Origin of the sequence: Streptomyces sp. NBC_01260 (assembly GCF_036226405.1) — a bacterium.
Lineage (GTDB): Bacteria > Actinomycetota > Actinomycetes > Streptomycetales > Streptomycetaceae > Streptomyces > Streptomyces laculatispora.
In genome coordinates this window covers 8080382-8105426 of record NZ_CP108464.1, presented here as the reverse complement: position 1 = coordinate 8105426, position 25045 = coordinate 8080382, and the positions used below count along the sequence as shown (strand labels likewise).

Here is a 25045-nt window from a genome sequence, read left to right as displayed (position 1 = left end):
GGGCCGTCAGCCGTTGACCGCCGTCAGCAGCACCACGGCGTCCTCCAGCGCGAGCAGTCCGTGCCGCTCCTGCGGGATGGGGTGCAGCCGTCCGGGTGCCAGTTCCACGTCGCCGGACGCGGCCGTGAGCCGGACCGTGCCGCGCAGGACCTGGAGGGAGGCGGCGGGCGGGGCGTTGTGCTCGTCGAGCGCGGAGCCCGAGGTCAGGGCGATGACGGTCTGCCGCAGCGGCTCCTCGTGCAGCAGGAGGTGGGCGCTGCGGCCGTGCGCGGAGGTGCGGGCCGCGGCCAGGTGCTCGTCGGCGAGGGCATTCAGATCATTCGGAGCGTCCATATGCCCTACTGTGCCGCAGCCCTCGTTCCCCCGCGATCCTGCCCATGGGCCCGGCCGGGCCCATGGGCAGGTGCGTCCTGCGTACGGAGGTCAGGCTCGCAGCCACACCGCGGTGTCCTGCGGGAGCCTGCCCGCCGCGTCGAGCGGGCCGCTGGCCAGCAGCACCGCGGTGTGACGGGGGAGCTCGGCCGCCTCGGCGGCCAGGTTGACCACGCAGATGAGTCCGTCGGTCCGGGTGAAGGAGAGCACTCCGGGCGCCGCGTCCAGCCAGGTCAGCCTGCGGATGCCGGGCTCCCCCGCCGTCCCGAACCCCGGCTCGCCGCGGCGCAGCCGCAGCGCCTCGCGGTACAGGGTGAGCATCGATTCCGGATCCTCGCTCTGCAGGTCGGCGGCGTAGGAGGACCAGTCGGCCGGCTGCGGGAGCCAGGGTTCGGCGGTGGCGCCGAATCCCGCGTACGGCCCCTGCGCCGACCAGGGCAGCGGCACCCGGCAGCCGTCGCGTCCGGGGTCGGTGCCACCCTTGCGGAAGTGCATCGGGTCCTGGATGCGGTCCAGCGGGATGTCCGCCTCCGGGAGTCCGAGTTCCTCGCCCTGGTAGAGGTAGGCCGCGCCGGGCAGGGCCAGCGAGAGCAGGGCGGCGGCGCGGGCGCGGCGGGTGCCGAGGGCCAGGTCCGTCGGGGTGCCGAAGGTCTTCGCGTCGAAGTCGAAGCCGGTCTCGGTGCGGCCGTAGCGGGTGACGGTGCGGGTGACGTCGTGGTTGCACAGGACCCAGGTGGCGGGGGCGCCGACCGAGGCGTGCTCGGCGAGCGTGTCCTCGATGGCGGTCCGCAGCAGTCCGGCGTCCCAGGCACATGCCAGGAAGTTGAAGTTGAAGGCGGTGTGCAGCTCGTCGGGGCGCAGGTAGCGGGCGAACCGTTCGGTGTCGGGGAGCCAGACCTCGCCGACGAAGACACCGCCGTACTCGTCGGCGATGGCGCGCCAGGAGCGGTAGATGGCGTGCAGTTCGTCGCGGTCGACGAAGGGGTGCGGGTCGCTGCCCTCGACGAAGTCGGGCAGCGCGGGGTCCTTGGCGAGCAGGGCCGCGGAGTCGATCCGTACGCCCGAGACGCCGCGTTCGAACCAGAAGCGCAGCACCTCCTCGTGCTCCTGGCGGACGGCCGGGTGCGCCCAGTTGAGGTCGGGCTGCTGAGTGGCGAAGAGGTGGAGGTACCACTCGCCGTCGTCCAGCCGGGTCCAGGGGGTGCCGCCGAATTCGGAGACCCAGTCGTTGGGCGGTGTCGCGCCGTCCGGGCCGCGCCCCTTGCGGAAGTGGAAGAGGTCGCGTTCCGGGCTGCCGGAGCCGGCTTCGAGGGCTGCCCGGAACCAGGCGTGCTGGTCGGAGACGTGGTTGGGCACGATGTCGATGATGGTGCGGATGCCGAGTTCGCGGGCCTCGGCGATCAGCTTCTCCGCCTCCGCCAGGGTGCCGAACGCGGGGTCGATGGTGCGGTAGTCGGCCACGTCGTAGCCGCCGTCGGCGAGCGGCGAGAGGTACCACGGGGTGAACCAGAGTGCGTCCACGCCGAGTTCGACGAGGTAGGGCAGCCTGGCCCGGACTCCCGCGAGGTCGCCGGTGCCGTCACCGTCGCCATCGGCGAAGCTGCGTACATAGATCTGGTAGATGGCGGCGTCGCGCCACCAGTTCGCGGTGGCCTCGGACGGGCGGTTGGCTGCCACGTGGCGTTCCTTTCGGGCAGGTGGTACTCCGCCGCCGGCCCGCATGCGGGGCAGGACGGTCGAGCCGACGGCGGAGTGCTGAGGGGAGGGCGGCTGTGCGGGGTGTCCCCCGGGCGGGGGCGGGCTCGGTCCCGGAGGAACCACTCAGCCCTTGAGGCCGCCCGCGGTCAGACCGCTCATGATGTTGCGCTGGAAGATCAGGAAGATGAGCAGCGTCGGGATGGACGCGATGGTGAGCGCGGCGATGAGTACGTTTTCCGGTACTCCGTTGGCCAGCGAGTAGATGCCCACGTTCAGGGTCTGCTTGCTCGGGTCGGGCAGGGTGAGCATGGGCCAGAGGAAGTCCTTCCACACCCCGACGACGGCGAAGATGGAGACGACGCCGAGGATCGGCCGGGAGATCGGCAGGACCACCGAGCGCAGGGTGCGCAGGGGTGATGCTCCGTCGATGGCCGCGGCGTCCAGGAGTTCTCTCGGGATGGAGTCGAAGAACCGCTTCAGCAGGAAGATGTTGAAGGCGTTGGTGACGGACGGGAGCCAGATCGCCCACGGCGAGTTCAGCAGGTTGCGCTGGAAGATCGGCACGTCCAGGACGGTCAGGTACTGGGGTACGACCAGGACGGTGGCCGGGATCATCAGGGTGGCCAGCATCATGCCGAGGATGACCTTGCCGAACACGGGCCGCAGCTTGGACAGCGAGTAGGCGGCGGCGACGTCGAGGACCAGCTGGAAGGCGAGCGCGCCGAAGGCGTAGTACAGGGTGTTGAAGAGCAGCTTGGACAGGTCCATCACGGTCCAGGCCCGGCGGTAGTTCTCCGTGTGGATCGAGCTGGGGAACGCGGTGGGCGGGCTCTGCACCACTTCCTGCGTGGTCTTGAGGCCGCCGGTGACCATCCAGTACAGCGGTCCGAGGAAGACCATCGTGAACAGGAGGATCACTGCGGCGAAGATGATCCAGTAGACGGCCTTGCCGCGGCCCCTGCCGAGCTGGGCCGGCGAGATCAGGGTGCGCTGGCGCGCGACGTCGGCGGTGCGCCGGTCCTTGCGCCGTGCGGCCTTGCGTCCGTCGCTCCCGCGCCGGGAGACAAGCGTGTTCGATGCCATGGTCGTGCTCCCGTCCTAGTCTTCGCTGCTGCGGCTCAGCCGTACGTACACCGCGGAGACTCCCGCGAGGACGACGAGCAGGACGAGGCCGAGTGCCGCCGCGCTGCCGTAGTTGTTGAAGTTGAAGGCGTATTGGTAGATGAGGTAGACGACGGTGGTGGTGGAGCCCTCGGGGCCGGCGCCGTTGGTGAGCAGGAACGGCTCGGTGAAGACCTGCATCGTCGCGATGATCTGCATGAGCAGGAGCAGCGAGAGGATGAGCCGGGTCTGCGGGATGGTGACGTGCCAGACCTTGCGCAGCAGTCCGGCGCCGTCCAGTTCGGCCGCCTCGTACAGCTCGCCGGGGATTCCCTGGAGTGCGGCCAGGTAGATCAGTGTCGCGCCGCCCATGTTCATCCAGGTCGCCGCGATGACGACCGAGAGCATGGCGGTGTCGGTGTCCTGGAGCCATTGCTGTGCGGGCAGATGGAAGATCTCCAGGATGCGGTTGAAGAGTCCGTAGCCGGGGTCGTAGAAGTACTTGAACAGCAGTACGGAGGCGACCGGCGGCAGCATCACCGGCAGATAGACCAGCAGTCTCAGATATCCCTGTCCGTGCCGGAACTCGTTGAGCACGACGGCGACGACGAACGGGACGGCGAAGCCGAACACCAGCGCGAGCACGGTGAACAGCAGGGTGTTGCGCCAGGCCTGCCAGAACGCCGGGTCGTTGACGACGTAGGACAGGTTGGACCAGCCGGCCCAGGTGGTCTTGCCGTTCTCGGTCTTCTGGAAGGCCAGGATGAATTCCCGGACCATCGGATACCAGGAGAAGAACGAGAAGCAGAGCACCGCTCCGATCAGGAAGCCGTGCGCTGAGATGTTGCGGCGCAGGGTGCGCAGGAACTCGTCGCGGGCGGAGTTCGGGCGGGTGGGTCCTGCGTGTCCCTGGCGTGGCCCGGTCGCCTTGCCGGTGGACAGAGTAGGGGCCGACATGGTGTCTCCTCGGTGCCGGTGAACTGAAGCGCAGTCGGACGGGTCCGGATGCGGGGCCGGGTCCGCGTGACCCGGCCCCGCGCGTCCGTTACTGGTTCGCCAGAACCTGGTTGACCTGCTGCTCGGCGGTGGAGAGCAGCTTGTCGATGTCGGCGCCCTTGTTGGTCAGGACACCGGACATGGCGTTGTCGAGGATCTTGTAGATCTCCTGCGCCTTCGGCGGCTCGGCCTTGCCCTGGACGGGGTTGTCCATGAAGGCCTTGAAGTTCTCGATGGGCATCGACGCGTTGGTGGTGCGTGACGCGTCGTCCTTGGCCTTGCTGTCACCCAGGAAGAAGTTCGGCTGCGGCAGCCCGACGGGCAGCTTGTCGGCCTTGGTACGGGCCCAGTCGAACTGGCCCTTGCCCGGGGTGAGGTTCTTGAAGTTCAGCCAGGCGACAGCGGCCTTGATCTGGTCGGGCGAGCTGCCCTTCTTGATCATGTAGTTGTTGCCGCCGAAGAGGGTGCCCTTGGCGCCGGGGATCGGGCCCAGGCCGAAGGTCTCGTACTTGGCGCCGAGCTGCTGCACCATGTACGCGATGTCGTCGGGGGCGGCGAGGAACATGCCGAGCTTGTCGGTGGATATCTGCTTCTGCAGATCGCCCCACTTCAGCAGCTGGGTCTTGCCCATGCTGTCGTCCTCCCAGCGCATGTCGTGCAGCTGCTGGAGGACCTGCTTCCCGGAGGCGTCGTTGAAGGCCGCCTTCTTGCCGGAGGCGTCCACGACGTCCCCGCCGAGGCCGTACTGGGTGGCCGCGAAGTGCCAGCCGCCGTTGTTGCCGGCGCTGTACTCGCCGAAGCCGGCGACGCCCTTGCCCAGGGCCGCGATCTTCTTCGCCGCGGTGCGGACCTCGTCCCAGGTGGCGGGCGGGGTGTTCGGGTCGAGACCGGCCTGTGTGAACAGCTTCCGGTTGATCATCAGACCCATGGTGTAGTTGCTGGTCGGCAGTGCGTAGAGCTTGCCGTCCTTGCGGGCCACATCGATGACCTGGGGCTGGATCTCCTTCAGCGCGGGCACGGACTTGTCGTTGACGTAGGCGGAGATGTCCTCGGCCCCGTCGTTGTCCAGCACCTGCTGAAGGTCGGTGAAGTACGCGTAGAAGACGTCCGGCTGCGACTTCCCCTTCAGCATGGCCGTGAAGCGGGGAGGCTCCAGGCACTGCCCGGGGGTGGACTTTCCGTTGATCGTGACGTTCGGGTAGGTCTTGTTGAACGTCTTGATGTCCTCGTTCCACTCACGCAGCTCCGCGGCCTTGGCCGCCGGCGGCATGCAGTCGATCGAGATCGTCACCTTCGCCTTCGGGTCGAGCGGGGCCGACGGGTCGGACGAACCCTTGGATCCACTGTCCTTGTCACCGTTGTCGCTGCTGCTGCTCGTGCCGCAGGAGGCGAGAGCGGTCAGGGCGAGTGCGGTGACGAGGGCGGCCGCTGAGGCACGGCTTGTACGGCGTGTGCGGCTGAACCCAGCACTTCTCATCGATGGTCCCCTTCGGGCATGAGCATGGAAGGCCCTCGGCCGGCTCTCTGCCGGGGCGAGGCACACTCAACCAGCGCCGACATGTGAACGCAATATCTCGCGCAGTTTTCGTAAAAGTTTGACAGTCCGTTGCGCGCTTCATGTGACTCATGACAGAGGCGTGCCGCCCGGCTCCACGGAGCCGAGACGGCACGCCGGGGGTGGTTCCGCACGGTTCGTGACTGCTCGGCAGTTCCGCTCCCGCAAAGTTCGCACGTGCGGACGCAAGGAATTTGCGCACCACGGAGCGCCGCCCGACAGGCCGGACGGCGCTCCTGTGTGCGACGGCCGCTACGGGTTGATGTTGATCTTCATGGTGGAGGTCGTGTTCTTTACGTCCTGCGCGTTGCCGCTGAGCTTCAGACCGTTGAAGGTGACCTCACCGACGGCGGGCCCCTGGCCGGCCTCCGGCATCTCGTTGGCCCACAGCCCGAAGCCGGACTTGGCGTCGAAGGCGTCCCCGCTCTTGCGGGCGCCGGAGATCGAGATGTCGGTCAGTACGGTGTCCTTGATCGGGAACTGTGGCTGTCCTCCCACGTAGTTGGTCTGGAACATGATGCCGCTGTACGTCGGGTCGACGATGTCGACGTGGTTGATCCGGATGCCCTGGAACACCTTGGAGGCGGAGAACAGCCAGATCCCGGGGAAGGTCTGCGTTCCCCAGAAGTGGCCGCCGGAGCGGACGACCGACACGTTCTCGATCGTCGTCGGTCCGGTCCCGAATCCGTTCATCGGGTAGCCGAAGTCCAGTGAGCTCACCGTGACGCCCGAGTAGACCAGGGTGTCCGCGATCAGGATGTTGCGGAAGGTGTTGTCGAAGCCGCCGTAGACGGCGACACCCGCCGCGCGCCAGGTCAGGATCGAGGTGAGGTTCTCGTACACGTTGTTCTTCATGTCCGAGCCACCGGAGTCGATCGCCGAGAACAGGGCGAAGCTGTCGTCGCCCGTGGCCCGGGACTCGTTGTTGACGACGTGGTTGTCCGTCGAGCCGTTCGTCATGTTGATGCCGTCGGCGAACGTGTCACGGATCCGGGAGTTCTTGATGGTGATGCTGTCGGTGTTCGCCCCCCAGTAGAGGCACACCGTGTGCTCGTTCCAGACATTGTCGATGGTGATGTCCGAGACGTTGGAGAAGTCGAACACCTTGCCGGGGCCGTCGATGCGCGAGGTGTAGTTCCCGAAGTACGCGAAGTTCGCGAACGACGAGCCCTTCGCGCTGGCCTCGGCACGGAATCCGTTGTCGGTGTTCTCCTGGCCCGAAGGTGCGAAGAACCTGGTGTACCAGGGACCGGCGCCGACGACCTTCACGGCCTTTCCGTAGACCTGGAACTTGCTCGCGGTCTGGTAGTCACCGGCCGGCAGGTAGACGCCGACCAGCTTGCCCGTGGTGTCCATCCGCACCTTGTCCAGTGCGTTCTGGACGTCCTGGTGGGTGAATCCGGCGGGCACGGCGTAGGCGGCCGGGTCCGGGTTGGCGATCTGGGTGGCCTGCTCCAGACTGACGAAGTCGATCGCGTAGGTGGAGGTGTTCGCGGCGTCCTTCTGCAGCCGGATCTTGCTGCCCGCCGGGACGGTCTTGCCCAGCATCACGTTCGCCTCGTCGTAGATGTGCCGCGGCGAACCCGAGCCCGGGGAGTTCCCGGGACCGGTCTCGGCGCCGTACAACCAGGCGTACTTCGAGGTGAGGTCGATCGCCTTGAGGAAGACGCCGTCCACATAGAGGTTCAGCTTGGAGTCGATGCCTCCGCCGCCCGCGGAGTCGGGGATGGAGAACCGGGTCACCAGGGTGTTGGTGCTCGCCCTGGTGGTGAACTCCACATAGTTGCCGGTGTTGTTGAGGGTCACTGCCTTGCGGCCGGAAGCCTCGCCCGCGATGTCGCCGACGGTCCGGTTCGGACCGACGACCTGAGCGCCGCCACCGGTGACGCCGTCCTCGGCCTCGTACATGTCGTACGGCATGTTGGCGCCGCGGCCGACGAAGAGCGAGCTGGTGGAGGTGTTGTTCTCGCGCTTCACCGGGAGTTCGTTGGCGTCGTCCGCGATCACCGTCCTCACGGAGTACGAGCCGTTGGCCGCCGTCCAGCTGCCCAGGTTCACCGGGGCGCTGGTCGCGCCCGCGGCGATGGCCCCGGTGTAGGTGCCGGTGAGGGTCTTCACCGTGGCGCCCTTGGAGTCCAGCAGGGTCAGCGTGATGGCGTGGCCGCCCGCCGCGGACGCCACCGTGCCCTGGTTCTTGATGGCGACGGAGAAGGTGACGTTCTGGCCGTTGGACGGGGCGGACGGGGAGGTGCTGACCCCGGCGGAGACCAGGTCCGAGCTGGCCACCGGCTTGACGACCAGGCCGGTCGGGCTCGTCCAGGTGTTGTCGGTCTCGTTCTGCTCGATGACCTCGTTCGCCGGGTCGGCGACGGCACTGAGTTCGTACGTACCCGCGTCCCGCGGCCCTATGTCGGCGCTGACCTGGGTGGAGGCCCCTGCGGCCAGCGCGCCCACGGCCACGGTGGCGACCTTTGAGCCGCCGAGCCGGAATTCGAGCTTGCTCGCCGGCGCCGCGACCGGGCCGCTGTTGCGGACCGTCGCGGTCAGGGTGACCGGGTCCGACTCGACGGGTGCGGCGGGAGCCGCGGTCACCGAGCTGACCTGGAGGTTCGGGTTGGGTGCCGGAGCGCCCAGGACCTGGAACTCCGCGACCTGACCGGCGCCGGAGCCGGTGTTGGAGTTGAACTTCAACTGGACGTCGGCGACCCGGCCGCTGACCGGAATGGTCACCGCGTTGCCGCTGCCCGGACTGAACGCGTAGTCCTTCGCCGCGACCAGGCTGGTGAAGGACGTGGCACTCTGCTCACGGCCGAGCACCTGGATGTTCTGCGTCCTGGCTCCCCAGCTGCTGTCCGGGTTGAGCTTCACGACGACGTTCTCCGTGTCGGCGTTGGCCCCCAGCTTCACGGTCAGGGTGTTCGGGTAGCTGCCCCCGGCGCCCTCCCAGTAGGTGGTCAGGCTGTTGTCGTTGGCGTTCTCCGCGACGAACGTGTGGACGACGGACGAGGCGGTGATGGGCTTGCCGATCGCGAGGTTGGACGCCGCGCTCGTGCTGCCGTTGCGGGTGACGGTGTTGCTGTCGCCCGACACGTTGCCCGCCGCGTCCCTCGCCCGGACGGTGTAGGACACCGTGATGGCGGTGGACTGAGCGTCGGTGTAGGTGGTGACATCGCCCGCCACGCTCTTGCGCAGCACGTTGTTGGCGTAGATGTCGTACCCGGTGACGCCCTTGTTGTCGGTGGAGGCCTGCCAGGTCAGCTTGATCTGCCCGGCCGTCTGCTCGGTGAAGCTCAGGCCGGTCGGCGCGGTCGGCGCCTGGGTGTCGCCCGAACTCCCCGTACGAGTGACGGTGTTGCTGTTCGCCGAGGCGTTGCCCGCCGCGTCCTTGGCGCGGACGTAGTACGAGACGGTGGCATCGCCCGGACGGGTGTCGGTGAACGTGGTGACGCTGCCGGCCACACTCGTCAGCAGCGTGTTGTTGGCGTAGATGTCATAGCCGGTGACGGCGACGTTGTCCGTCGACGCCTTCCAGGTCAGCTTGATCTGCCCGGTGGCCGGTTCGGTGTAGGCCAGTTGCGTCGGCGCGGTCGGCGCCTGGGTGTCACCGGAGTCGGGGCCGTAGACCTCCAGCTCGGAGACCTGGGCGCCGGGCTGGACGGAGTTGGCGCTGACCAGGACGCGCACATAGCGGGTGGTCGTGGCGTCGAAGGTGATCGTCGCGGACTCGCCGGCCGTCGGGCTGAAGGTGTACGCCCTGGACTGCGTCAGGTCGGTGAAGTCGGAGCCGTTGGTGCTGCCCTGGATCTTCAGCGTCTGGGTGCGGGTCTCCCAGCCGTCCGGCAGGCGCAGCACCACACGGTCGACCCGCACCGAGGAGCCGAGGTCGGCCTGGATCCACTGTGGCAGGTCGCCGTTGCGGCTCTCCCAGTAGCTGGCCGCGTTGCCGTCGTTGGCCTGGGCCGGGATGTAGTTCTGCGTGTAGCTGCTGGCCGTGAGCGTACGGCCGGCGGCGAGGTTCACCGACGACTCGGCCGCAGCGCGGACCTCCAGCTCGGCGAGCTGGCCGTTCCTCGCCTCGGTGTTCGCGGTGATGTTCGCCCGTACGAACCGGGCCTTGGTGGCCGGGAAGCTGATGGTCACCTTGTTGGAGCTGCCCGGTGCGAAGGTGTAGGCGGCCGAGGTCTTCAGCGTCGAGAAGCTGGTGCCGTCGGCGCTGCCCTGGAGCGACAGGGTCTGCCGGCGGCTCTTCCAGTCGGCGGGAAGCTTCAGGGTGACCTGGTCGATGCGGGCGGCCTTGCCCAGGTCGCTCTGCACCCACTGGGGCAGGGCGCTGCTCGCCCCCTCCCAGTACGTCGACTGCTGTCCGTCGGCGATGTTCCCCGCGGCTTTCCCGCTGCCGGCACTGCTCGCGGCCGTCTTCTGGTCGGCGGCGATGTTCGGGCCGCCGGCCGCCGAGGCGTTGAGTGCCGGCCAGCCGATCATCAGCAGGCTGGTGGTGACAGTGGCGGAGAGGACCCGCCATCTCCAGCGTTGCGGTCTCATATGTCCCCGATCTTCGGCCTCGGCGCAGGGCGCGTCCAAGGCGCGGCTCTTTCTGCGTACCTGCTGGGGCATGATTTCCTGCACCCACAGGATGGACTTTTGCGTATTGCGGTCAGAGAGTTGCAGAGAATTGACGGAGAGTCCACTGTCGCGGCAGAACCCGCAACGTAAACGGACTCCCCGGCACCGCCTCAACTGCCGTGACAAATAAGGCAATAGATGGCTCATCGACGAATTCGCAAGCAGCCTGCAATTTACGCAACAGATTTGCGTAAAAGTGAAAGGCGCTGAAAGGTGCCAGCTCGGACGGGGAGGCCAGGCCAGGTGGCGGTTCAGGTTGTACAGGTAAAGCTGTACAGCTCAAACTGTGGGTTCTAGGGTGGGGCGCATGAATGAGAGCCCGCGCACGTCGCCCTCAGCGGTTCAGGCTTCGCGAGAGGTCCGTACGGTCATCGGCCGGCTGCGCCGCCGCATCCTGAACGCCGCCGAAGCCGAGGACATCACCTTCGGGCAGGAGTCCGTTCTGACTCGCCTGTCCGGCGAGCAGGGCGTCACGGCCAGTCAGCTCGCCTCGGCCGAGGGCGTGCGCCACCAGTCGATGACGGCGACGGTCGCGTCGCTGACCGCTCTGGGGCTGGTGGAACGGCGGCCGGACCCCGATGACGGGCGCCGTCTGCTGATCGTGCTGACCGCGCAGGGACACCAGCGGGTGGCGGAGGGGCGGCAGACCCGACAGGAATGGCTCGCCGGTGAGTTCCAGGAGAAGTGCACGGAGGAGGAGCGGCGGGCCGTGATCGCCGCCATGGCCGTACTGGAGCGCCTCACCCGTGACTGACCGGACAGCAGCGGGGCGAATCGGGACGGCACCGGGCTTCGACCGGCGGCTGCTGCCGCCGATGATGCTGGGCTCGGTCCTGAACCCGGTCAACTCCACGATCATCGCCGTCACACTCATACCCATCGGCGACGCGCTGGGCGCGCCGCCCTCCCGGACCGCGTGGCTGGTCTCGGCCCTCTACCTGGCCACGGCTCTCGGACAGCCCGTCATGGGCCGGCTCATCGACATCTTCGGGCCGCGCAGGCTCTTCCTCGTCAGCACGAGCCTGGTCGGGGTAGCCGGTGTCGTCGGCACCCTGGCGCCGAACCTGGGGGTACTGATCGCCTCGCGCGTCCTGCTCGGGTTCGGCACCTGCGCCGGTTATCCCGCCGCGATGGCGCTGGTGCGCAGCGAGGCCGAGCGCACCGGGCAGGACAGTCCCGGCGGGGTGCTGACCGCCCTGGCCGTCGCCAACCAGACCATCGCGGTGCTCGGCCCACTGCTGGGCGGGCTGCTGATCGGGCTGGGCGGCTGGCGCACCACCTTCGCGCTGAACGTGCCACTCGCCGCCGTGGCCGTGCTGCTGGGGCTGCTCCGGCTGCCCAAGGAGGCCGGCACCGGGGAGTCCCCGCAGCGTGGGCGCCTCGCCGCCCAGCTCGACCTGCCCGGGATGGCACTGTTCGCCGCGATGCTGATCTCCCTGCTGCTGTTCCTGATGAACCTGCATCTGCGCGACTGGTACCTGCTGGTGATCGCCGCCGCCGCGAGCGCCGCGTTCGCGCTGCGGGAGCTACGGGCGCCCGTCCCCTTCATCAACCTGCGGGTGCTGGGCGGCAACACACCGCTGCTGGCCACCTACGGGCGGGCACTGGTCGCCTACGTCGTCTCCTACGCTTTCCTCTACGGGTTCACCCAGTGGACGGAGGAGGGCTTCGGCCTCTCGCCCTTCCACGCCGGGCTGGTACAGATCCCGATGTTCCTGGTGGCCATCGGTGTCTCGATCGTCACCGGGCGGCGCAAGGGGGTGCGCGGCAAACTGGTCGTCGGCGGGCTCGGCCAGATTGCCGCCTGTGCGGTGATGCTGACGCTCACCGGCGACAGCCCCGTGTGGACGCTGGTTCTCGTCGCGCTGATATTCGGCCTCCCGCAGGGGCTGAACAGCCTGGCGCTGCAGAACTCGGTCTACTTCCAGGCCGATCCCGAGCGCATCGCCTCCTCGGCCGGACTGCTGCGCACCTTCGCCTATGTCGGCTCGATGGTCGCCTCCTCCACCGCGGCCGCCTCCTTCGGGCAGCGCGCGGGCACCGGAGGCATGCACCACCTTGCCTGGATCATGCTCGGCGCGGGCGTGCTCTGCCTCCTGCTGACCGTCTTCGACCGCACGCTCGGCCGCCCTTCGCCGCCACGCCTCACCCGGACGCGGTCCAGCGGTATCTGACGTCCGGCTCCCCCTCCTCGTTGCGGCCGCCGTCGCTGAACCCGACCGCGGTGAAGCCGTGCCGCTCGTAGAAGGCCCGCGCACCGGCGTTGCGCTGGAAGGTGTGGAGAGCGAGACCCTCGGGGCTGCGCTCCTTGGCCTTCGCCAGCAGCATGGTACCGATGCCCCGGCGCCGTGCACCGGGGCTCAGATAGAGGTGTTCGAGCTCCTCGCCGTCGAGCGAGACGAAGCCGACGATCTCCGACGCGCCCTCCTCCTCGTGGAGTTCGGCCACCCAGACCTCCGTGTCGGGCAGCACGACGTGGGTCATCCAGCCGAGCGTGGCCTCGTCGCTGTGCACTCTGGGCAGGTACGGCATGGCGGCGGCCCGGGAGGCGAGAAAGAGCCGGGTGAGAGGGTCGGCGTCGTCGGCGCGGGCGTCCCGCAGCCGTACCGTGCCGAGACTGGTGCGGTCGTCCGATGGCATCCGGTGTCTCCTGCTCGAAGGCGCGGTGGCCGAAAAGTCCGCCGTGCCTCGTTCGGCACGGCGACCTGGTCACCTGTGATCGAACGTACGTCTGCACCGGACCGGATCTCCATAGAATATGAGTGACCGCTCCGCCGTTGACGACCGCTCACGGCACCCGCCCCGGCCGAGGGAAGACGCAACGGTGTACCAGCCCGACGAGTTCGCACTCACCGAGACCGGCCACCGGAGCCCGGCGCCCTCCTGGGCCCCCGGCATCCCGGCACTGTGGATCGTGGACCCGCAGCGGGAGGGCGAGGCGGCGCAGCGGCTCGCCCCGGGGATCCTCGACGCGCAGGAGCTCGGGCGGGCCGGGAGTCTGGTCGTCGAGGCCGACCGCCTCTGCTTCGTCGCCTCGCACGTGGCGCTGCGGCTGCTGCTGGGCGCCCGGCTCGGCATCGCCCCGGAGGCCGTCCGGCTGACGCGGGAACCGTGTCCGTCCTGCGGCGGGCCGCACGGCCGTCCCGCGACCGGCGGCGGCGTGCACTTCTCCCTGTCGCACACCCGGGGCGTCGCCCTGCTGGCGTTCGCGGACGAGCCGGTGGGGGTGGATGTGGAGCGCACCCCGAAGGCCAGGACCGTGTCGGAGATCGGGGACCAGCTGCATCCGGCGGAACGCCGGGAGCTGGCGGAGCTGCCCGAGGAACAGCGGCCGGCCGCCTTCGTCCGGGCGTGGACCCGCAAGGAGGCCTATCTGAAGGGCAAGGGGATCGGCCTGGCCGGCGGTCTCTCGCACGACCACATGGGCACCGGCCCCCGTCCGGAGCCGGGCCCGGCGGGCTGGACCGTCACCGACGTGGCGGTCCCCGCCGGATACGCGGCGGCGGTGGCCGTCCGCACGGCGGGGCGGCCGCCCGCCCACGGCGACGACCGGCGAAAATGACCGGGCGGGCAGATCGCACCGACCGACCGATACGGAGGAGTGGCAGATGCCGCACACACGAGCCGGACAGCAGGCGCGCCCCGAGGACCTGACCGATGTGGCACGGCTGGTGACGGCGTACTACACGCTGCACCCCGATCCGGCCGAGGCCGGCCAGCGGGTGGCCTTCGGCACCTCGGGGCACCGGGGGTCGTCGACGGCCACCGCGTTCAACGAGGACCACATCGCCGCGACGAGCCAGGCCATCAGCGAGTACCGGGCCCGACAGGGCGCGGACGGGCCGCTCTTCCTCGGGGCCGACACCCACGCGCTGTCGGAGCCCGCGCGGGTCACCGCCCTCGAAGTGTTCGCGGCGAACGACGTGGCCGTGCTCATCGACCCGGCCGACGGCTACACCCCGACGCCCGCGGTCTCGCACGCCGTTCTCACGTACAACCGCGGCCGTACGTCGCATCTCGCCGACGGTGTGGTGGTCACCCCCTCCCACAACCCGCCCGGTGACGGCGGGTTCAAGTACAATCCGCCGAACGGCGGTCCGGCCGGGTCCGGGGCGACCGGCTGGATCCAGGAACGGGCCAACGAGATCATCGCGAGCGGTCTCAAGGACGTGCGCCGGATGCCCTACGTCCGCGCGCTGGCGGCGCCGTCGACCGGAACGTACGACTTTCTCGGCAGCTACGTGGCGGACCTTCCGTCCGTCCTCGACCTCGACGCGGTACGTGCGGCCGGGGTACGGATCGGCGCCGACCCGCTGGGCGGGGCGTCGGTCGCGTACTGGGGCCGCATCGCCGAGCAGCACCGGCTCGACCTGACCGTGGTCAATCCGCTCACCGACCCCACCTGGCGGTTCATGACGCTGGACTGGGACGGCAGGATCCGGATGGACTGCTCGTCGCCGTACGCGATGGCCTCGCTGATCGGGCAGCGCGACCGCTACGACATCGCCACCGGCAACGACGCCGACGCGGACCGGCACGGCATCGTCACCCCCGACGCGGGCCTGATGAACCCGAACCACTACCTCGCCGTCGCCATCAACTACCTGTACACGCACCGGGACCAGTGGCCCGCCGGAGCCGGCATCGGCAAGACCCTGGTGTCGTCCGGAATGATCGACCGGGTCGCCGCCGGCCTCGGCAGGGAACTGGTCGAGGTGCCGGTCGGATTCAAGTGGTTCGTGGACGGTCTGGCCGACGGGACGCTGGGGTTCGGCGGCGAGGAGTCGGCCGGGGCGTCCTTCCTGCGCCGTGACGGATCGGTCTGGACGACGGACAAGGACGGCATCCTTCTCGCGCTGCTCGCCTCCGAGATCCTCGCGGTGACGGGCGATTCGCCGTCCGCGCACTACGCCGCGCTGACCTCCCGGTTCGGTGAGCCGGCGTACGCCCGGATCGACGCCCCGGCGGACCCCGAGCAGAAGGCGGTGCTGGCGCGGCTCTCCCCCGAGCAGGTCAGCGCCGACACCCTCGCGGGCGAACCGGTCACGGCCGTGCTCACCTCGGCGCCGGGCAACGGGGAGACGATCGGCGGTATCAAGGTGACGACGCAGAACGCCTGGTTCGCCGCCCGGCCCTCGGGCACCGAGGACGTCTACAAGATCTATGCCGAGTCCTTCCTCGGTGCCGAGCACCTCGGCCGGGTCCAGGAGGAGGCCAAGGCCGTCGTCTCGGCCGCCCTGGACGCCTGACCCGGAGCGAGCGGCACAGCGAGAGGCCGCATCCCCGGCATGAAGTCCGCCGGGGATGCGGCCCCAGCGTCTCACGGTCCGATGTCCTCCGATGCGGCGTCAGTCCACTTGTTCAGCCACGTGAATGTACCCGCAGCGGGCACGATCGCTATCCCGGGTCCCGTGAGCAACTACAGGCCGGGATCGAACGGCTTCACGCCTGCGGGCAACGGCCGAGTGCCCGCCATCGCGCCAAGACGAGGCAGGTCAAGCAGGACGCAGATCTCCTCGTCGTCGTAGGCCCACCGCGCTACCGCACCTTCTGTCAGCAGATGGGCGGCAGTACGGCTGGGCAGTGTGTACCCGACCTCCAGCGGTACGGACCACGGGCGAACCTCGAAGGGGACGTGCAGGGAACCATAGACGCCCTTCTGATGAAGCACGCGAGCGCCGAGCGCCCGCCAAAAGGCAACCGGCTCGTTCCACGAGAGCGTGCCATCACAGTCCGCACCGTTCTGTGTCATGGCGAGATCGACTCGGAACGGATGTGTGACGGCATCCAGCTTCGCTGCGTTTCCATGGCGGTCCGCATCAGGGCCAGGAGCCGCCCCAACTGGGATGCGTCGGCGAACGATGCGTCCAAAGGCCAAGCCCTCAAGGACGTGCATGAGGGCAGCTACCTGATGAGACGGCCAGTAATCCGGCTCGCGCTGCGTCTGTCCCACCCAAGCGATGAGCTGCCTACTGTACGAACCCTCGTACAGAGATGCGGTCATGCGAGCGAGCATCGCAGCACCGTCCGGGTCGTCGTGCAGATCTTCGAGTAGCAGGCGAGCGGCGTCCTCGTGAACGGTCATTTCTCCCCCAGCCCGAAGCGGTTGGTGATGCCCATGAAGAGAGCTTCCCTCGGCCGTGTTGCAGCTGGTGCACAACAGTCCCCGAATGAGTCCGCTCCGGTGACAGTGGTCGACGAGCAGCCGGTTCGGGCGCGCGCTACACATGGCACACGCACCGTCCTGCCACCGCCGTAGGGCCTGCGTGGCGGACAGATAGGGCGCCACGTCACCCTCAGGGACGCGCCAGACGTGGCAGGACGGGATGCCTTGCCGGTCGAGGAGCTCGGCCGCAGCAAAGTCAGGACGCCCCTGGGTCGTGGTTCCCAGCCACTCCAGCTCGACAGCGTCTCTCCGCCGCGCTTCCTTCAGCGCTTCCGAAATGGTCATGGTCACAGGCCGATTCCCCTCACCGGGTTCTCCGCACGAGCATCGACGACGCGGATGTACTCCAGGATCTGCGGCGAACCCTCGGCCCACCGCCCCTGGTTGCGAATGGCGGAAAGTGGGGCCTTGTTCTTGTACGCCTCTCCAGCGCCGCCAGCCCGGAAGCCGTGCGCGGTGCAGACCAGGTTGTCGTCGGGGAGGACGCGCGCCGCTCGCCGCTGCACCATCTCGTTGATCGCGTCCCCGGACATCGTGTCGTGAGTGATCTGGTCCCACTGGTTGATGGCCCGCAGGAGCCGTCCTGTCGTGACGCCACGCTCGACGAGGGCCTCCCTGTATGCGCGGACGACGCGGACGGGGTCGGTCTCGTTGTGGACGCCGCGCGGCACGATGACTTCTGCGCCATCGCCTTCCTGGTCGGTCTTGGAGGATCGGATCAGGATGGTGAGGTCGCCTTCGTCGTCTTCCTTCACGTCCTCGATGTGGAGGCCGGAACGTTCGGAGCGGCGGGCCATCACGTCTTCCCTGTCCGTCGTCGACCGAGATGGTCACGTACCCGGCCGGGGGCGTCCTGCCGGCCTTGACCTCGCGCCGTGCCCACCACTCCCCGGCTTCGTCGAGCATGACGCACGTGCCGTCGTACTTCCGGGTGGCCTCGCCGTCCCCTGCGGTGACCCACTCGCAGCCGGGGGTGATCTGCGGGATCACGTGCGCCGGGCGGGCGTTGAAGTCGCGGACGAACAGTGTCGGGATCTTCTGCATGCCGGATTCCTTTCGGTGCGCAGATCGTGGGTGAGGTCTGGTGGCTGCGGACAGCGAATTACGCCGCGATCCGTCGGGCGGCCATGGACAGCTGCAGCGCCTCGGTGTGCCAGCGGCTCCAGCCGGACGGGAAGCGGCGCGGTGCGGCTGCCGGACACGGCGGGGCCGCTGCTGCCGGATCCGGGTGCGAGCCGACTGCCGAGCTGGCCGTACAGGCCGTCGGGGCCGACGAGGGCGCGGAGGTTGAGGTCGATGCGGTCGGGACAGGGGCGGCAGGCGTAGGCACCGCGCTCTGCGGCCGTGTACGCGCACCGCCTGGACCCGCGCGAGCTTCCCGGCCGCGGAAGCCTTCCGGGAGGCCGCCCAGCGCCCGCTGGAGGGTACCTATGTGGCTGTGGACGGGTGGATGAACCTCAGCCGTCAGATCGGTGCGCACAAGCCGCACACGGACACGTGGCGGCAACTCGGCGAGGAAGCCCGGAACGGCGTCAGACCGGCAGGGTGGGAGCGGGTGCCGCACTGCGGGGCCCGGACTGCGACGAGGTCACCCGCACGCACGAGATCCGCGGCGAGCAGGGGCTGCCGTCGCTGCAGATGTGCGGGGCGTGTCATCCGGCGTTGCGGTTCTGACGAGATGCGACACCAGCTGTCCGGGGTGAGGCTGGACGTGATGGTTTGCCCCTGCTCCCCTGGAGAGCCATGATCGTCAAGATGCTGCATGACAAAGGCCTGAAGTCCGAGCACGCCTACACCGCCGCTTTCATCTCGATCGGCTTGTCCGTCACCTCGTGGTTCGGGTCGATGAGAGTCGAGCCGGCGGGCGTGGCGCGCGCTGACCGTGTGGGAATCTTCGTCGGCGAGTGGGCACCCACTTTCTTCACGCTGGGGCTGGCGCTGGCGCACTACGAGCACGACGACAAGCCGCTGCATAGCGTGAAGACCGAAGGCGAATGGTCGGACCTCGGCGGCTAGCAGCCGGGTTGATCACTCCGAGCCCTCGCTGCACGTCTGGGTGGGGGCTTTGCCGTGCAACGGTTCTGCTGCGGCAGGCTGACAGGGTCGGCGCGGCTGGGCTCAGCGCCGATTTTCCGCGGTGGGGAGTGGCCGGTGGCCTTCCGCCCAGTGGTTTGACCAGCCGCACAGCCCGCACGCGTATCGGCCGTCGAGGCCGTGGACTTCGGCGTCGCAGCCGCGGCACCGGGTGGTGGTGATCTCGGGGGTGATGGTGGGTGCGGGTGCGTTGGAGGACCAGCCGCATTGGTTGGAGCAGGTCCAGGACCCGTCGGGGCCTTGGCTGGCTGCTGCGCCGCAGTTTCCGCAGTTCATGGGTTGCCCTCCGGGGTGGCCGCGTCAACGGGGGTGACAGCGGGGCCGGGTTCAGTGTGGCAGAGAGGTGCGCTCGGGTGGATGTTGTTGCGGCGCGCATTGGACGGTTTCTGGCGAGGCGGCCCAGGCTGCTGCGCCTGGCCGTGGAGCCCGCACCGGCAAGACCGCGGTGTGACCCCCGCACGTAGATGCACCCCCGTTCGGCTTCACGGCCGGGCGGGGTGCAGTCGTTGCCACGGTGGTGGCTATCAGAAGCCTGCGAGCCGTCCGGTACGCCGCTCAGCGTCCCGGTAGGTGATGGTGTTGACAGCGGACGCTGGCACGATGTGCACGTCGAACTCCTCCCCGGCTGAGGTGTCGGCGTCCTGGGGCTGTCTGGGGTCGATGTGGAGGAAGCTTCCCTCGACTGCGACGCGCACGTTCCGGAGTTGGCCGAGGAGGTTGTGGCCGGCGTTCGGGTCGGGGATCAGGGTGTCGTTCAGGACAACGTGAGTTGCGGTGCGCCAGTTCAGGGTGCTCATGGGAAGGGTGTCCTTGCGTCAGTGCTGAGCTCGTTGGGTTCACCCGGTGACGGCATCGACTTCTGACTTCGAGGCAACAGGGTGTCACCGGGTTTGTGTTCACAGTGGCATGAGGCACTGACAATGCGGGCCGAAGCTGGTATTTCGCTGGCGGCCGCTCAGCCAGTCCAGGTCCCGTGGAGTGCGGCCGCGGTGGACCCCGGCCCGAACGCCACTGGGGCCCGTCCTGCCGTTGCGCTGCCAAATTCCGGACCGGTTGGCACCATGGTGACCTCGCGAGCCAGGGGGATGTCATTCATGGACCAGGAGCAGCTCATCGCCACCGGTGCGGCCGGTGACGCCGACGCCCTTGCGCGGCGTGTGCGAGAGGAGAATCCCGGCGCGCGGGAGCTGGACAGGATGGCCGCGGCGCACGCGGCACCTGCCGAGGTCCGGCACCGGATATGGCTGGACGAGCCGGCGGGTGTGCTGCTGTTCCTGGAGCACACGGTGCCCGGCAACGGCGCGGCCGGCGGGGTGGAGTTGCATCAGATTCCGCTGCGGTCCGCATCCTGTACCCGGGTGCTGACCAGGCTGATGGCCGCGGTGCTGGCACGCCTGGCCAGCCCCGCGGACAGTTACCGGGCCCGGCCCGAGATCGACCGGGATATCGGCGCCCTCGTCCAGCTATTTCGTGTGCAGCTGGCACGGATGCGGACCGAGCATGCGGACCGTCCCGGACTCGTGAGGGCGATCCACGCTCAGATCGGGCGGGCAGGCGACACACAGCAGGCCGCACGGCGTACAGCGTTCCTCGGCTGGTACCTGGACGGTGCCTACAGCGACGACCAGGACGATTACGAGCAGGCTGAACGCGATCTCGGAATTGACGGTGCCGTGGGCAGAGCAAGGCACGCGTCAAGAGCGGTGCGGAAATGGCAGTGGTACGGGAACGACCTTCGCCGTGAGGTGCCGCAGCCGCTGCTGCAAGACGTTCCGTCCAGGCGGGGGAGGCACTGGTACTACGAGTTCCGGACCATCGAGCGCCATCTCAATGATCAGCAGATGCTCGAACTGCGGGCAGCGCTGCCCTGGGCGGAGGTCACGTCCGAGTCGGTCGTGCTCGACCAGTGGTCCGACTGGGCCGAGCACCCGGTCGCCGGGTCTGCGGCCGAGATCGTCTGCAAGTACTTCGACGCCGGTCTCCGCTTCAGTCAGGAAGGAACGCGCACTCTGTGGCTGCGGCTCCCGGGCACGCTGGCCCCACAGATAGCCCCCTACGAAAGCCTGCTCCGCGTCGCGAGCACGATCGTTGACGACGATCTCGTGCTGGAGCTCCACCGCGACGAGGCAGACGGTGAGCTCTCCTACCTGTACGCCGACCCGGGTCCGTGGCTGGAGGAGCTGCTGCCCCTGCGCGCGGACCTGGCCGGCGGCGACCTCCGCGCGGTGGCCATCGCCTGGCGGGCCTTCTACGTCCCCCGCCCGTACAGCGAGCCCGTGGAGCGGCCGCCGATGCCCGACGGGCTGGATGAGGACGAACTCACGCCGCAGTTGCACGCCCTCATCCGGCTGCTCGAAGAGATTCCCTGAACGCGTGACGCCCACACATCTGCACCCCCGCCAGGCTGTGAAGCCGAACGGTGGTGCAGCCGTTGTCACGGCTGCTCGCCCTCGTCGCTGCTGCTCTCGCCGCCGGCTGGGAGGAGCAGGACTTGAAGGCGCACCTGGATCCGGGTGGTGCTGCGGTGGACTCGGCTGCGGCAGTTGTACGCGCACCGTCTGGGTCCCGGTGAGCTCCCGGCCGCGGAATCCTTCCGAGATACGGCCCGGCGCCCCCTGGAGGGCACTGACGCGGCCGTGGACGGGTGGATGAGCCTCAGCCGCCAACTCGGTGGCCTCAAGCCGCACACGGACACGTGGCCACAACTGGACGAGGAAGCCCGGATCACAGGCGGCGGACGCGTCTGGTACCTGAATGACGAGAACAAGCAGACATGCTGGCTGACTCGCGCTGGCACGGGACATACGCGTCAGGCAGGCCGCTGATACTCGCAAGTGCTGCGCCGCCGCCCGGTTTCCGGTGCGGGGGCGCAGTCGCGGGCGTGTGCACCCGTCTGGCATGGCCTCAGCTACACGCGACGTTTCTTTCCATTCGGTAGTACTGGTCGATCAGGCCGCCCCAGTCGACGCACTGCCCGGGTGCGTAGTAGTAGACCGGGCCGGCGTATGAGCTGAAGTACCCGTAGTCCTCTTCCACAGTGCCGCCGCTGCTGGCGACGATGATCGCGTTCATGTAGGTGCTTCCGCCGGTGCCGTTCATGATGACGACGCAGTTCTTGCCGGTGGCGGAGCTGTAGGTGAGGTATCCGGTACCGAAGGCGCTCATCGTGAGGCTTCGTATGACGTTGTAGCCGGATCCGCAGGCTCCGTTGTAGGCGACTGCGGCGCTCGCGGAGGGCGCCATGACGAGTCCCCCGCCGACCATGAGTGCGAGTGCGCCGACGGTTGTGGCGATCTTGCGGCCGATCTTCATTTGTCCCCCACGTTTTAAGTTGGCGTCTGGGTGATGCTCTGTGGTTGTTGACGGCTACTCAAGAGGCACAAACCAGCCAGCGGTGTCTACATGCCCGTCGGCGGTAGTGAGCATGAGCATGGCGCGGCGGAGGACAACGGTCGGGGACTGGCACGGGTAGCAACGCAGCAGCCGGGACGTGTCGGGGTCGAGACGAACGGTCAACTGGCGGACGGGCACGGGTGGTGTGCCGGCCGGGGTGGGGTCCCGGCCGGCCGCGGGTGGGTCAGGTGGTGGGCTGCTGCGCGTCGAGGGCTCGGATGGTGTCGCAGGGCCAGGTGGTGTCGTAGCCGGTGCGTTGGCCGGGTGCGCAGTAGACGCAGGTGTCGCCGTGGCTGGCGTGCGGTGCAGTTCCCGCACGCGTTCGTTGGCGGCCTCGGCCTGCTCTGCGCGGGCGCGCCACCGGCGGATCGCTGCGGCGTCGGCCTCGGTGCGGCGGCGCAGGTCCGGCATCGTGTACCGGTCGTGGAAGTCGAGGCGGTCGCGTGCGGCGTCCCGGTCGTCGTAGAGCTGGTCGAGGGCGTCGCTGGTGAGGTCGTCGAGGGGGATGCGGCGCTCATCGGGTCGGCTCCCCTGGGAACGGCAGCCCGTCGTAGCGGGCGTTGAGGGATGCGGCGGCTAGGTCCGGGTCGTCGGGGAGGTCGCCGCCGGGCGGGGTTTCGCCGGGGAATCGGGGCGGTCGGGTGGTTGGGCGTTGGGCGAGGGCGCGGAGGGCGGCGGTGCGGCGGGCGTCTCGTCCCGTGGTCCGGGGTGGGCTCGGCCGCACCGGCAGACCGGCCTGCGTCGGCGGGCCCGGTCGGACCGGTGGTGGTTCCGGAGGCGGTGAAGGATCGCGCTCAGCACGACATGCCCCCGGCCGGCTCCTCGGTCGAGGCGGGGGTGATCAGGACGTCTCGGCCGCACGTCAGGCTGGACAGCTGCCCGAATGTGCAGGTCCCTCCGTCGGGCAGGTCGTCGGACGTGACGGGGACGAGGCCGCGCCACTGCTCGCCGTGTTCCCGGCAGAGCAGCACGCGGGGGTTGTGGGGCTCGCGGTAGGCCGCCACGGGCGCGTCCTCGGTCGAGGCGGGGGTGGGCTCGACGGTGTACGTGGTCGTCGCGCGAACAAGTCGGCGCTGGGTCGGGGTGCCGTCCTTCCACGTCGGACCAATCGCTCTCCCGTGCTGCAGGTCGGCCACCGCCCGATCGCGGGTGACGTACCGCCTGCTGGGGATCCACTCGGTGGCGAGCGGGTCGTGCAGCTCGGCGGCCCAGGTGTGCTCGGCCGGGTGCGCCGCGGCCTCGGTGGGGGTGGGCTGCTGCGCCTCGTCGGCCATGCGGCGGAGCTCTCGACCGATACCCGCCGCGATGGATGCGGCGTACTGCCCGGTCTCGCTGTCACCGCACGCTCGTGCGGCTCGCACGGCCACCTCGACGGCTTCCCGCAGCCCGGCGGCCCGGTCGGCGGGTGCGGGCTCGGGGGCGATCGCCTTGTCCTGGCGCAGCACCATCGCGGCGTAGGCGTAGATCCGCTTGTGCGCCGTGTCCGGGTCGAGCCCGGCCCTGCGGAGCTGGGCGAACAGCTCGGCGCCGGGGTGGTCCTCAGGCTTCTGCTCGGCGGCGGCCGGGGTGGTGTCCGTCTCGGTGGTGGTGCCGAGGACCTGCCGGGCCACCGTGGCGGCGACGGCCGCGATGTTGCGCGGGTCATCAACGGTCAGGCTCCGCTCGGGATGCGAGGCGCACTGCTCGTACACGGCAGCGGCGATGGCGGTCATCAGCGGATCGGTGTCGGACCAGACGGCGGGCTGCTCGGTCACTGGGGGTCTCCTGGTGTGCGGGGTGGGTGGGATGCTGACGGGGTGCCCGACCGGATAGCCGCCGGTCGGGCACACGACGGTCATGCGGTGGTCGGGCTCGGGTCGACGTGGGAGAGCGCGATGCACGCGCCGTGCCCCTCCACCCAGACGACCGCGGTGTGCCAGCCGAGCACGGACGCGGCACTGCGGGTGCGGGTGACGAGGCGCATGCCGTTCTTGTCGACCTCGGGGCGGAAGCCGGGGTAGGCGACGACCGGGGTACCGATCGGGTGCGCAGCGTTCCAGCGGGCGACAGCGGCAGTGGGGCGGTCGGTCATCGCTGCACGTCCTCGTCGATCTCGTGCTGCATGGCGTCGTAGCAGCTGGTGCACATGTCGACGGCGCCGCCGCCTTCGGGGCTCATGTCGACGGTCACGAGCGTGTTCTCGTCGTCGCAGGTGCGCGGGGTGGGGGTGTCGGACTGGCGCGGGTGGCCGTCGGCTTCGTCGAGCTCGATTGCGTTCTCGTGAGCCTCGCCGCTGGTGCCGGGCTACGTCAGGGGGAAGCGCTCGGCTTCTCCCCGGACGATATCGACGGGGAAGACATCAACGTCGTCCGGCAGATCGTGAAGGTCAACGGCCACTTCGGGTTCGGCCCACCGAAGGGCAACAAGGAACGGGCTGCGCCGTGCGCACCCGAGCTCGCCAAGGCCGTCAAGGCCGTCAAGGAGTACGCGAACCGATTCCCAACCGTTGAGGTCACCCTGCCCTCGGTCGCCCCGGACCGGCCCAGTCCGGCGTGGCAGGACCGCCCGAAGAGAACCGTGCGGCTGCTCGTGACCACGCAGTTCAGGAGCGGTGTGAACGGCGGAGCCGTCAACAGGGACACGTTCAACGACAAGTGCTGGAAGGCGGCGCTTGCGGGAGCCGGTCTCATCCCGACGGCCGTGGTGACCTACCTGGATCCGAAGGCGGGGAAGAACCCGTGGCGGGGGAAGTGGGACATGCCGCGCAAGTTCGGCTTCCACGCCTTGCGGCATACGTTCGCCGGCGTTGTGCTGACCGAGGGCGAGACCATTACTCAACTGGCCGCCTGGCTCGGTCGTGCCGACCCGGCGTTCACGCTCCGCGCCTATGTGCACTTCATGCCGAAGTCAGGCAATCGAGGCCGGGCGGCGATTGGGCGCTTCCTGACCGAGAGCGCGACCGCGGCGAGCGAAGTTGATGTGACTGCCCAGATCCCCGACTCTGAGTAGCCCGGCGGCGGCCAGCAGGCCCGCCGCCACCGCGCCGGGCAGCGTGCGGGTCCGGGTGG

The 25045-nt window shown here is 69.1% G+C and carries 20 protein-coding genes and 1 pseudogene; 7 read left to right on the top strand and 14 right to left on the bottom strand.

Annotation, left to right across the window (positions count from 1 at the left end; all coding sequences use genetic code 11):
• Positions 1-6: 6 nt before the first annotated feature.
• The 6 genes from OG322_RS36045 to OG322_RS36020 form a co-directional block, all read right to left on the bottom strand.
• Entirely contained in the window at positions 7-333 is a 327-nt protein-coding gene (locus OG322_RS36045; protein ID WP_123467117.1) for a cupin, read from the bottom strand.
• 90 nt (positions 334-423) lie between these two features.
• A complete protein-coding gene (locus OG322_RS36040) occupies positions 424-2049 on the bottom strand; it encodes a glycoside hydrolase family 13 protein (RefSeq protein WP_123467119.1) in 1626 nt (541 codons plus the stop codon).
• Positions 2050-2193: 144 nt separating this feature from the next.
• Positions 2194-3153: a carbohydrate ABC transporter permease gene (locus OG322_RS36035; RefSeq protein ID WP_185095604.1), complete on the bottom strand. Its 960-nt coding sequence runs from the start codon at positions 3151-3153 to the stop codon at positions 2194-2196.
• A gap of 15 nt (positions 3154-3168) precedes the next feature.
• Positions 3169-4128 carry a carbohydrate ABC transporter permease gene (locus tag OG322_RS36030; protein WP_123467121.1) on the bottom strand — a complete coding sequence of 320 codons (960 nt, stop codon included), beginning with the start codon at positions 4126-4128 and terminating at the stop codon, positions 3169-3171.
• Between the two features lie 88 nt (positions 4129-4216).
• The gene (locus OG322_RS36025) at positions 4217-5644 is read right to left on the bottom strand and encodes an extracellular solute-binding protein (protein ID WP_123467123.1); all 1428 of its coding nucleotides are present in this window, start codon (positions 5642-5644) and stop codon (positions 4217-4219) included.
• A 330-nt stretch (positions 5645-5974) separates the two neighbouring features.
• The gene (locus OG322_RS36020; protein ID WP_329307480.1) at positions 5975-10264 is read right to left on the bottom strand and encodes a discoidin domain-containing protein; all 4290 of its coding nucleotides are present in this window, start codon (positions 10262-10264) and stop codon (positions 5975-5977) included.
• A 388-nt stretch (positions 10265-10652) separates the two neighbouring features.
• Between OG322_RS36020 and OG322_RS36015 the strand changes: the two genes are divergently transcribed.
• On the top strand, positions 10653-11099 hold the full coding sequence (locus OG322_RS36015; protein ID WP_123467127.1) for a MarR family winged helix-turn-helix transcriptional regulator: 447 nt from the start codon (positions 10653-10655) through the stop codon (positions 11097-11099).
• A 61-nt stretch (positions 11100-11160) separates the two neighbouring features.
• Positions 11161-12519: an MFS transporter gene (locus OG322_RS36010; RefSeq protein WP_329307804.1), complete on the top strand. Its 1359-nt coding sequence runs from the start codon at positions 11161-11163 to the stop codon at positions 12517-12519.
• Here the strand turns inward: OG322_RS36010 and OG322_RS36005 are convergent.
• Positions 12491-12985, bottom strand: a complete 495-nt coding sequence (locus OG322_RS36005) for a GNAT family N-acetyltransferase (RefSeq protein ID WP_123467129.1) — start codon at positions 12983-12985, stop codon at positions 12491-12493. The genes OG322_RS36010 and OG322_RS36005 overlap by 29 nt on opposite strands.
• A 184-nt stretch (positions 12986-13169) precedes the next feature.
• Here OG322_RS36005 and OG322_RS36000 point away from each other — a divergent pair, with 184 nt between their 5' ends.
• Entirely contained in the window at positions 13170-13907 is a 738-nt protein-coding gene (locus tag OG322_RS36000) for a 4'-phosphopantetheinyl transferase family protein (RefSeq protein WP_123467131.1), read from the top strand.
• 46 nt (positions 13908-13953) lie between these two features.
• Positions 13954-15594, top strand: a complete 1641-nt coding sequence (gene pgm / locus OG322_RS35995; protein WP_123467133.1) for a phosphoglucomutase (alpha-D-glucose-1,6-bisphosphate-dependent) — start codon at positions 13954-13956, stop codon at positions 15592-15594.
• A gap of 170 nt (positions 15595-15764) precedes the next feature.
• Here pgm and OG322_RS35990 read toward each other — a convergent pair whose 3' ends face one another.
• The 3 genes and pseudogenes from OG322_RS35990 to OG322_RS35980 all read right to left on the bottom strand — a co-directional run bounded on the left by OG322_RS35990 (position 15765) and on the right by OG322_RS35980 (position 17308).
• Positions 15765-16430 (bottom strand): hypothetical protein, encoded by a 666-nt coding sequence (locus OG322_RS35990; protein ID WP_241200502.1) that lies wholly within the window; start codon positions 16428-16430, stop codon positions 15765-15767.
• Positions 16431-16481: 51 nt separating this feature from the next.
• Positions 16482-16796 (bottom strand): annotated as a pseudogene (locus OG322_RS35985) (endonuclease domain-containing protein); the annotation flags it as partial.
• A gap of 2 nt (positions 16797-16798) precedes the next feature.
• A complete protein-coding gene (locus OG322_RS35980) occupies positions 16799-17308 on the bottom strand; it encodes an integrase (RefSeq protein WP_124286342.1) in 510 nt (169 codons plus the stop codon).
• A 946-nt stretch (positions 17309-18254) separates the two neighbouring features.
• Between OG322_RS35980 and OG322_RS35975 the strand changes: the two genes are divergently transcribed.
• A complete protein-coding gene (locus tag OG322_RS35975; RefSeq protein ID WP_123467139.1) occupies positions 18255-18527 on the top strand; it encodes a hypothetical protein in 273 nt (90 codons plus the stop codon).
• Between the two features lie 602 nt (positions 18528-19129).
• On the opposite strand, the gene OG322_RS35970 is transcribed toward OG322_RS35975, so the two are convergent.
• Positions 19130-19402 (bottom strand): hypothetical protein, encoded by a 273-nt coding sequence (locus OG322_RS35970; protein WP_123467143.1) that lies wholly within the window; start codon positions 19400-19402, stop codon positions 19130-19132.
• A 297-nt stretch (positions 19403-19699) separates the two neighbouring features.
• Between OG322_RS35970 and OG322_RS35965 the strand changes: the two genes are divergently transcribed.
• Positions 19700-20974, top strand: a complete 1275-nt coding sequence (locus OG322_RS35965; RefSeq protein ID WP_123467145.1) for a hypothetical protein — start codon at positions 19700-19702, stop codon at positions 20972-20974.
• A gap of 535 nt (positions 20975-21509) precedes the next feature.
• On the opposite strand, the gene OG322_RS35960 is transcribed toward OG322_RS35965, so the two are convergent.
• The 3 genes from OG322_RS35960 to OG322_RS35950 all read right to left on the bottom strand — a co-directional run bounded on the left by OG322_RS35960 (position 21510) and on the right by OG322_RS35950 (position 24069).
• Positions 21510-21917, bottom strand: a complete 408-nt coding sequence (locus OG322_RS35960) for a spore-associated protein A (protein WP_123467147.1) — start codon at positions 21915-21917, stop codon at positions 21510-21512.
• 875 nt (positions 21918-22792) lie between these two features.
• On the bottom strand, positions 22793-23752 hold the full coding sequence (locus tag OG322_RS35955; RefSeq protein ID WP_329307479.1) for a hypothetical protein: 960 nt from the start codon (positions 23750-23752) through the stop codon (positions 22793-22795).
• Positions 23753-23832: 80 nt separating this feature from the next.
• Positions 23833-24069 (bottom strand): hypothetical protein, encoded by a 237-nt coding sequence (locus OG322_RS35950; RefSeq protein WP_123467155.1) that lies wholly within the window; start codon positions 24067-24069, stop codon positions 23833-23835.
• A gap of 152 nt (positions 24070-24221) precedes the next feature.
• On the opposite strand from OG322_RS35950, the gene OG322_RS35945 reads away from it, so the two are divergent.
• The gene (locus OG322_RS35945; protein ID WP_329307478.1) at positions 24222-24986 is read left to right on the top strand and encodes a tyrosine-type recombinase/integrase; all 765 of its coding nucleotides are present in this window, start codon (positions 24222-24224) and stop codon (positions 24984-24986) included.
• Positions 24987-25045 lie beyond the last annotated feature (59 nt).

Bases quoted from the DNA above. Each gene is read 5' to 3' on its own strand.
- OG322_RS36045 (WP_123467117.1), bottom strand. From the start codon at position 333: ATGGACGCTCCGAATGATCTGAATGCCCTCGCCGACGAGCACCTGGCC.
- OG322_RS36035 (WP_185095604.1), bottom strand. From the start codon at position 3,153: ATGGCATCGAACACGCTTGTCTCCCGGCGCGGGAGCGACGGACGCAAG.
- OG322_RS36030 (WP_123467121.1), bottom strand. From the start codon at position 4,128: ATGTCGGCCCCTACTCTGTCCACCGGCAAGGCGACCGGGCCACGCCAG.
- OG322_RS36025 (WP_123467123.1), bottom strand. From the start codon at position 5,644: ATGAGAAGTGCTGGGTTCAGCCGCACACGCCGTACAAGCCGTGCCTCA.
- OG322_RS36020 (WP_329307480.1), bottom strand. From the start codon at position 10,264: ATGAGACCGCAACGCTGGAGATGGCGGGTCCTCTCCGCCACTGTCACC.
- OG322_RS36015 (WP_123467127.1), top strand. From the start codon at position 10,653: ATGAATGAGAGCCCGCGCACGTCGCCCTCAGCGGTTCAGGCTTCGCGA.
- OG322_RS36010 (WP_329307804.1), top strand. From the start codon at position 11,161: ATGATGCTGGGCTCGGTCCTGAACCCGGTCAACTCCACGATCATCGCC.
- OG322_RS36005 (WP_123467129.1), bottom strand. From the start codon at position 12,985: ATGCCATCGGACGACCGCACCAGTCTCGGCACGGTACGGCTGCGGGAC.
- pgm (WP_123467133.1), top strand. From the start codon at position 13,954: ATGCCGCACACACGAGCCGGACAGCAGGCGCGCCCCGAGGACCTGACC.
- OG322_RS35990 (WP_241200502.1), bottom strand. From the start codon at position 16,430: ATGACCGTTCACGAGGACGCCGCTCGCCTGCTACTCGAAGATCTGCAC.
- OG322_RS35980 (WP_124286342.1), bottom strand. From the start codon at position 17,308: ATGGCCCGCCGCTCCGAACGTTCCGGCCTCCACATCGAGGACGTGAAG.
- OG322_RS35975 (WP_123467139.1), top strand. From the start codon at position 18,255: ATGATCGTCAAGATGCTGCATGACAAAGGCCTGAAGTCCGAGCACGCC.
- OG322_RS35970 (WP_123467143.1), bottom strand. From the start codon at position 19,402: ATGAGCACCCTGAACTGGCGCACCGCAACTCACGTTGTCCTGAACGAC.
- OG322_RS35965 (WP_123467145.1), top strand. From the start codon at position 19,700: ATGGACCAGGAGCAGCTCATCGCCACCGGTGCGGCCGGTGACGCCGAC.
- OG322_RS35960 (WP_123467147.1), bottom strand. From the start codon at position 21,917: ATGAAGATCGGCCGCAAGATCGCCACAACCGTCGGCGCACTCGCACTC.
- OG322_RS35950 (WP_123467155.1), bottom strand. From the start codon at position 24,069: ATGACCGACCGCCCCACTGCCGCTGTCGCCCGCTGGAACGCTGCGCAC.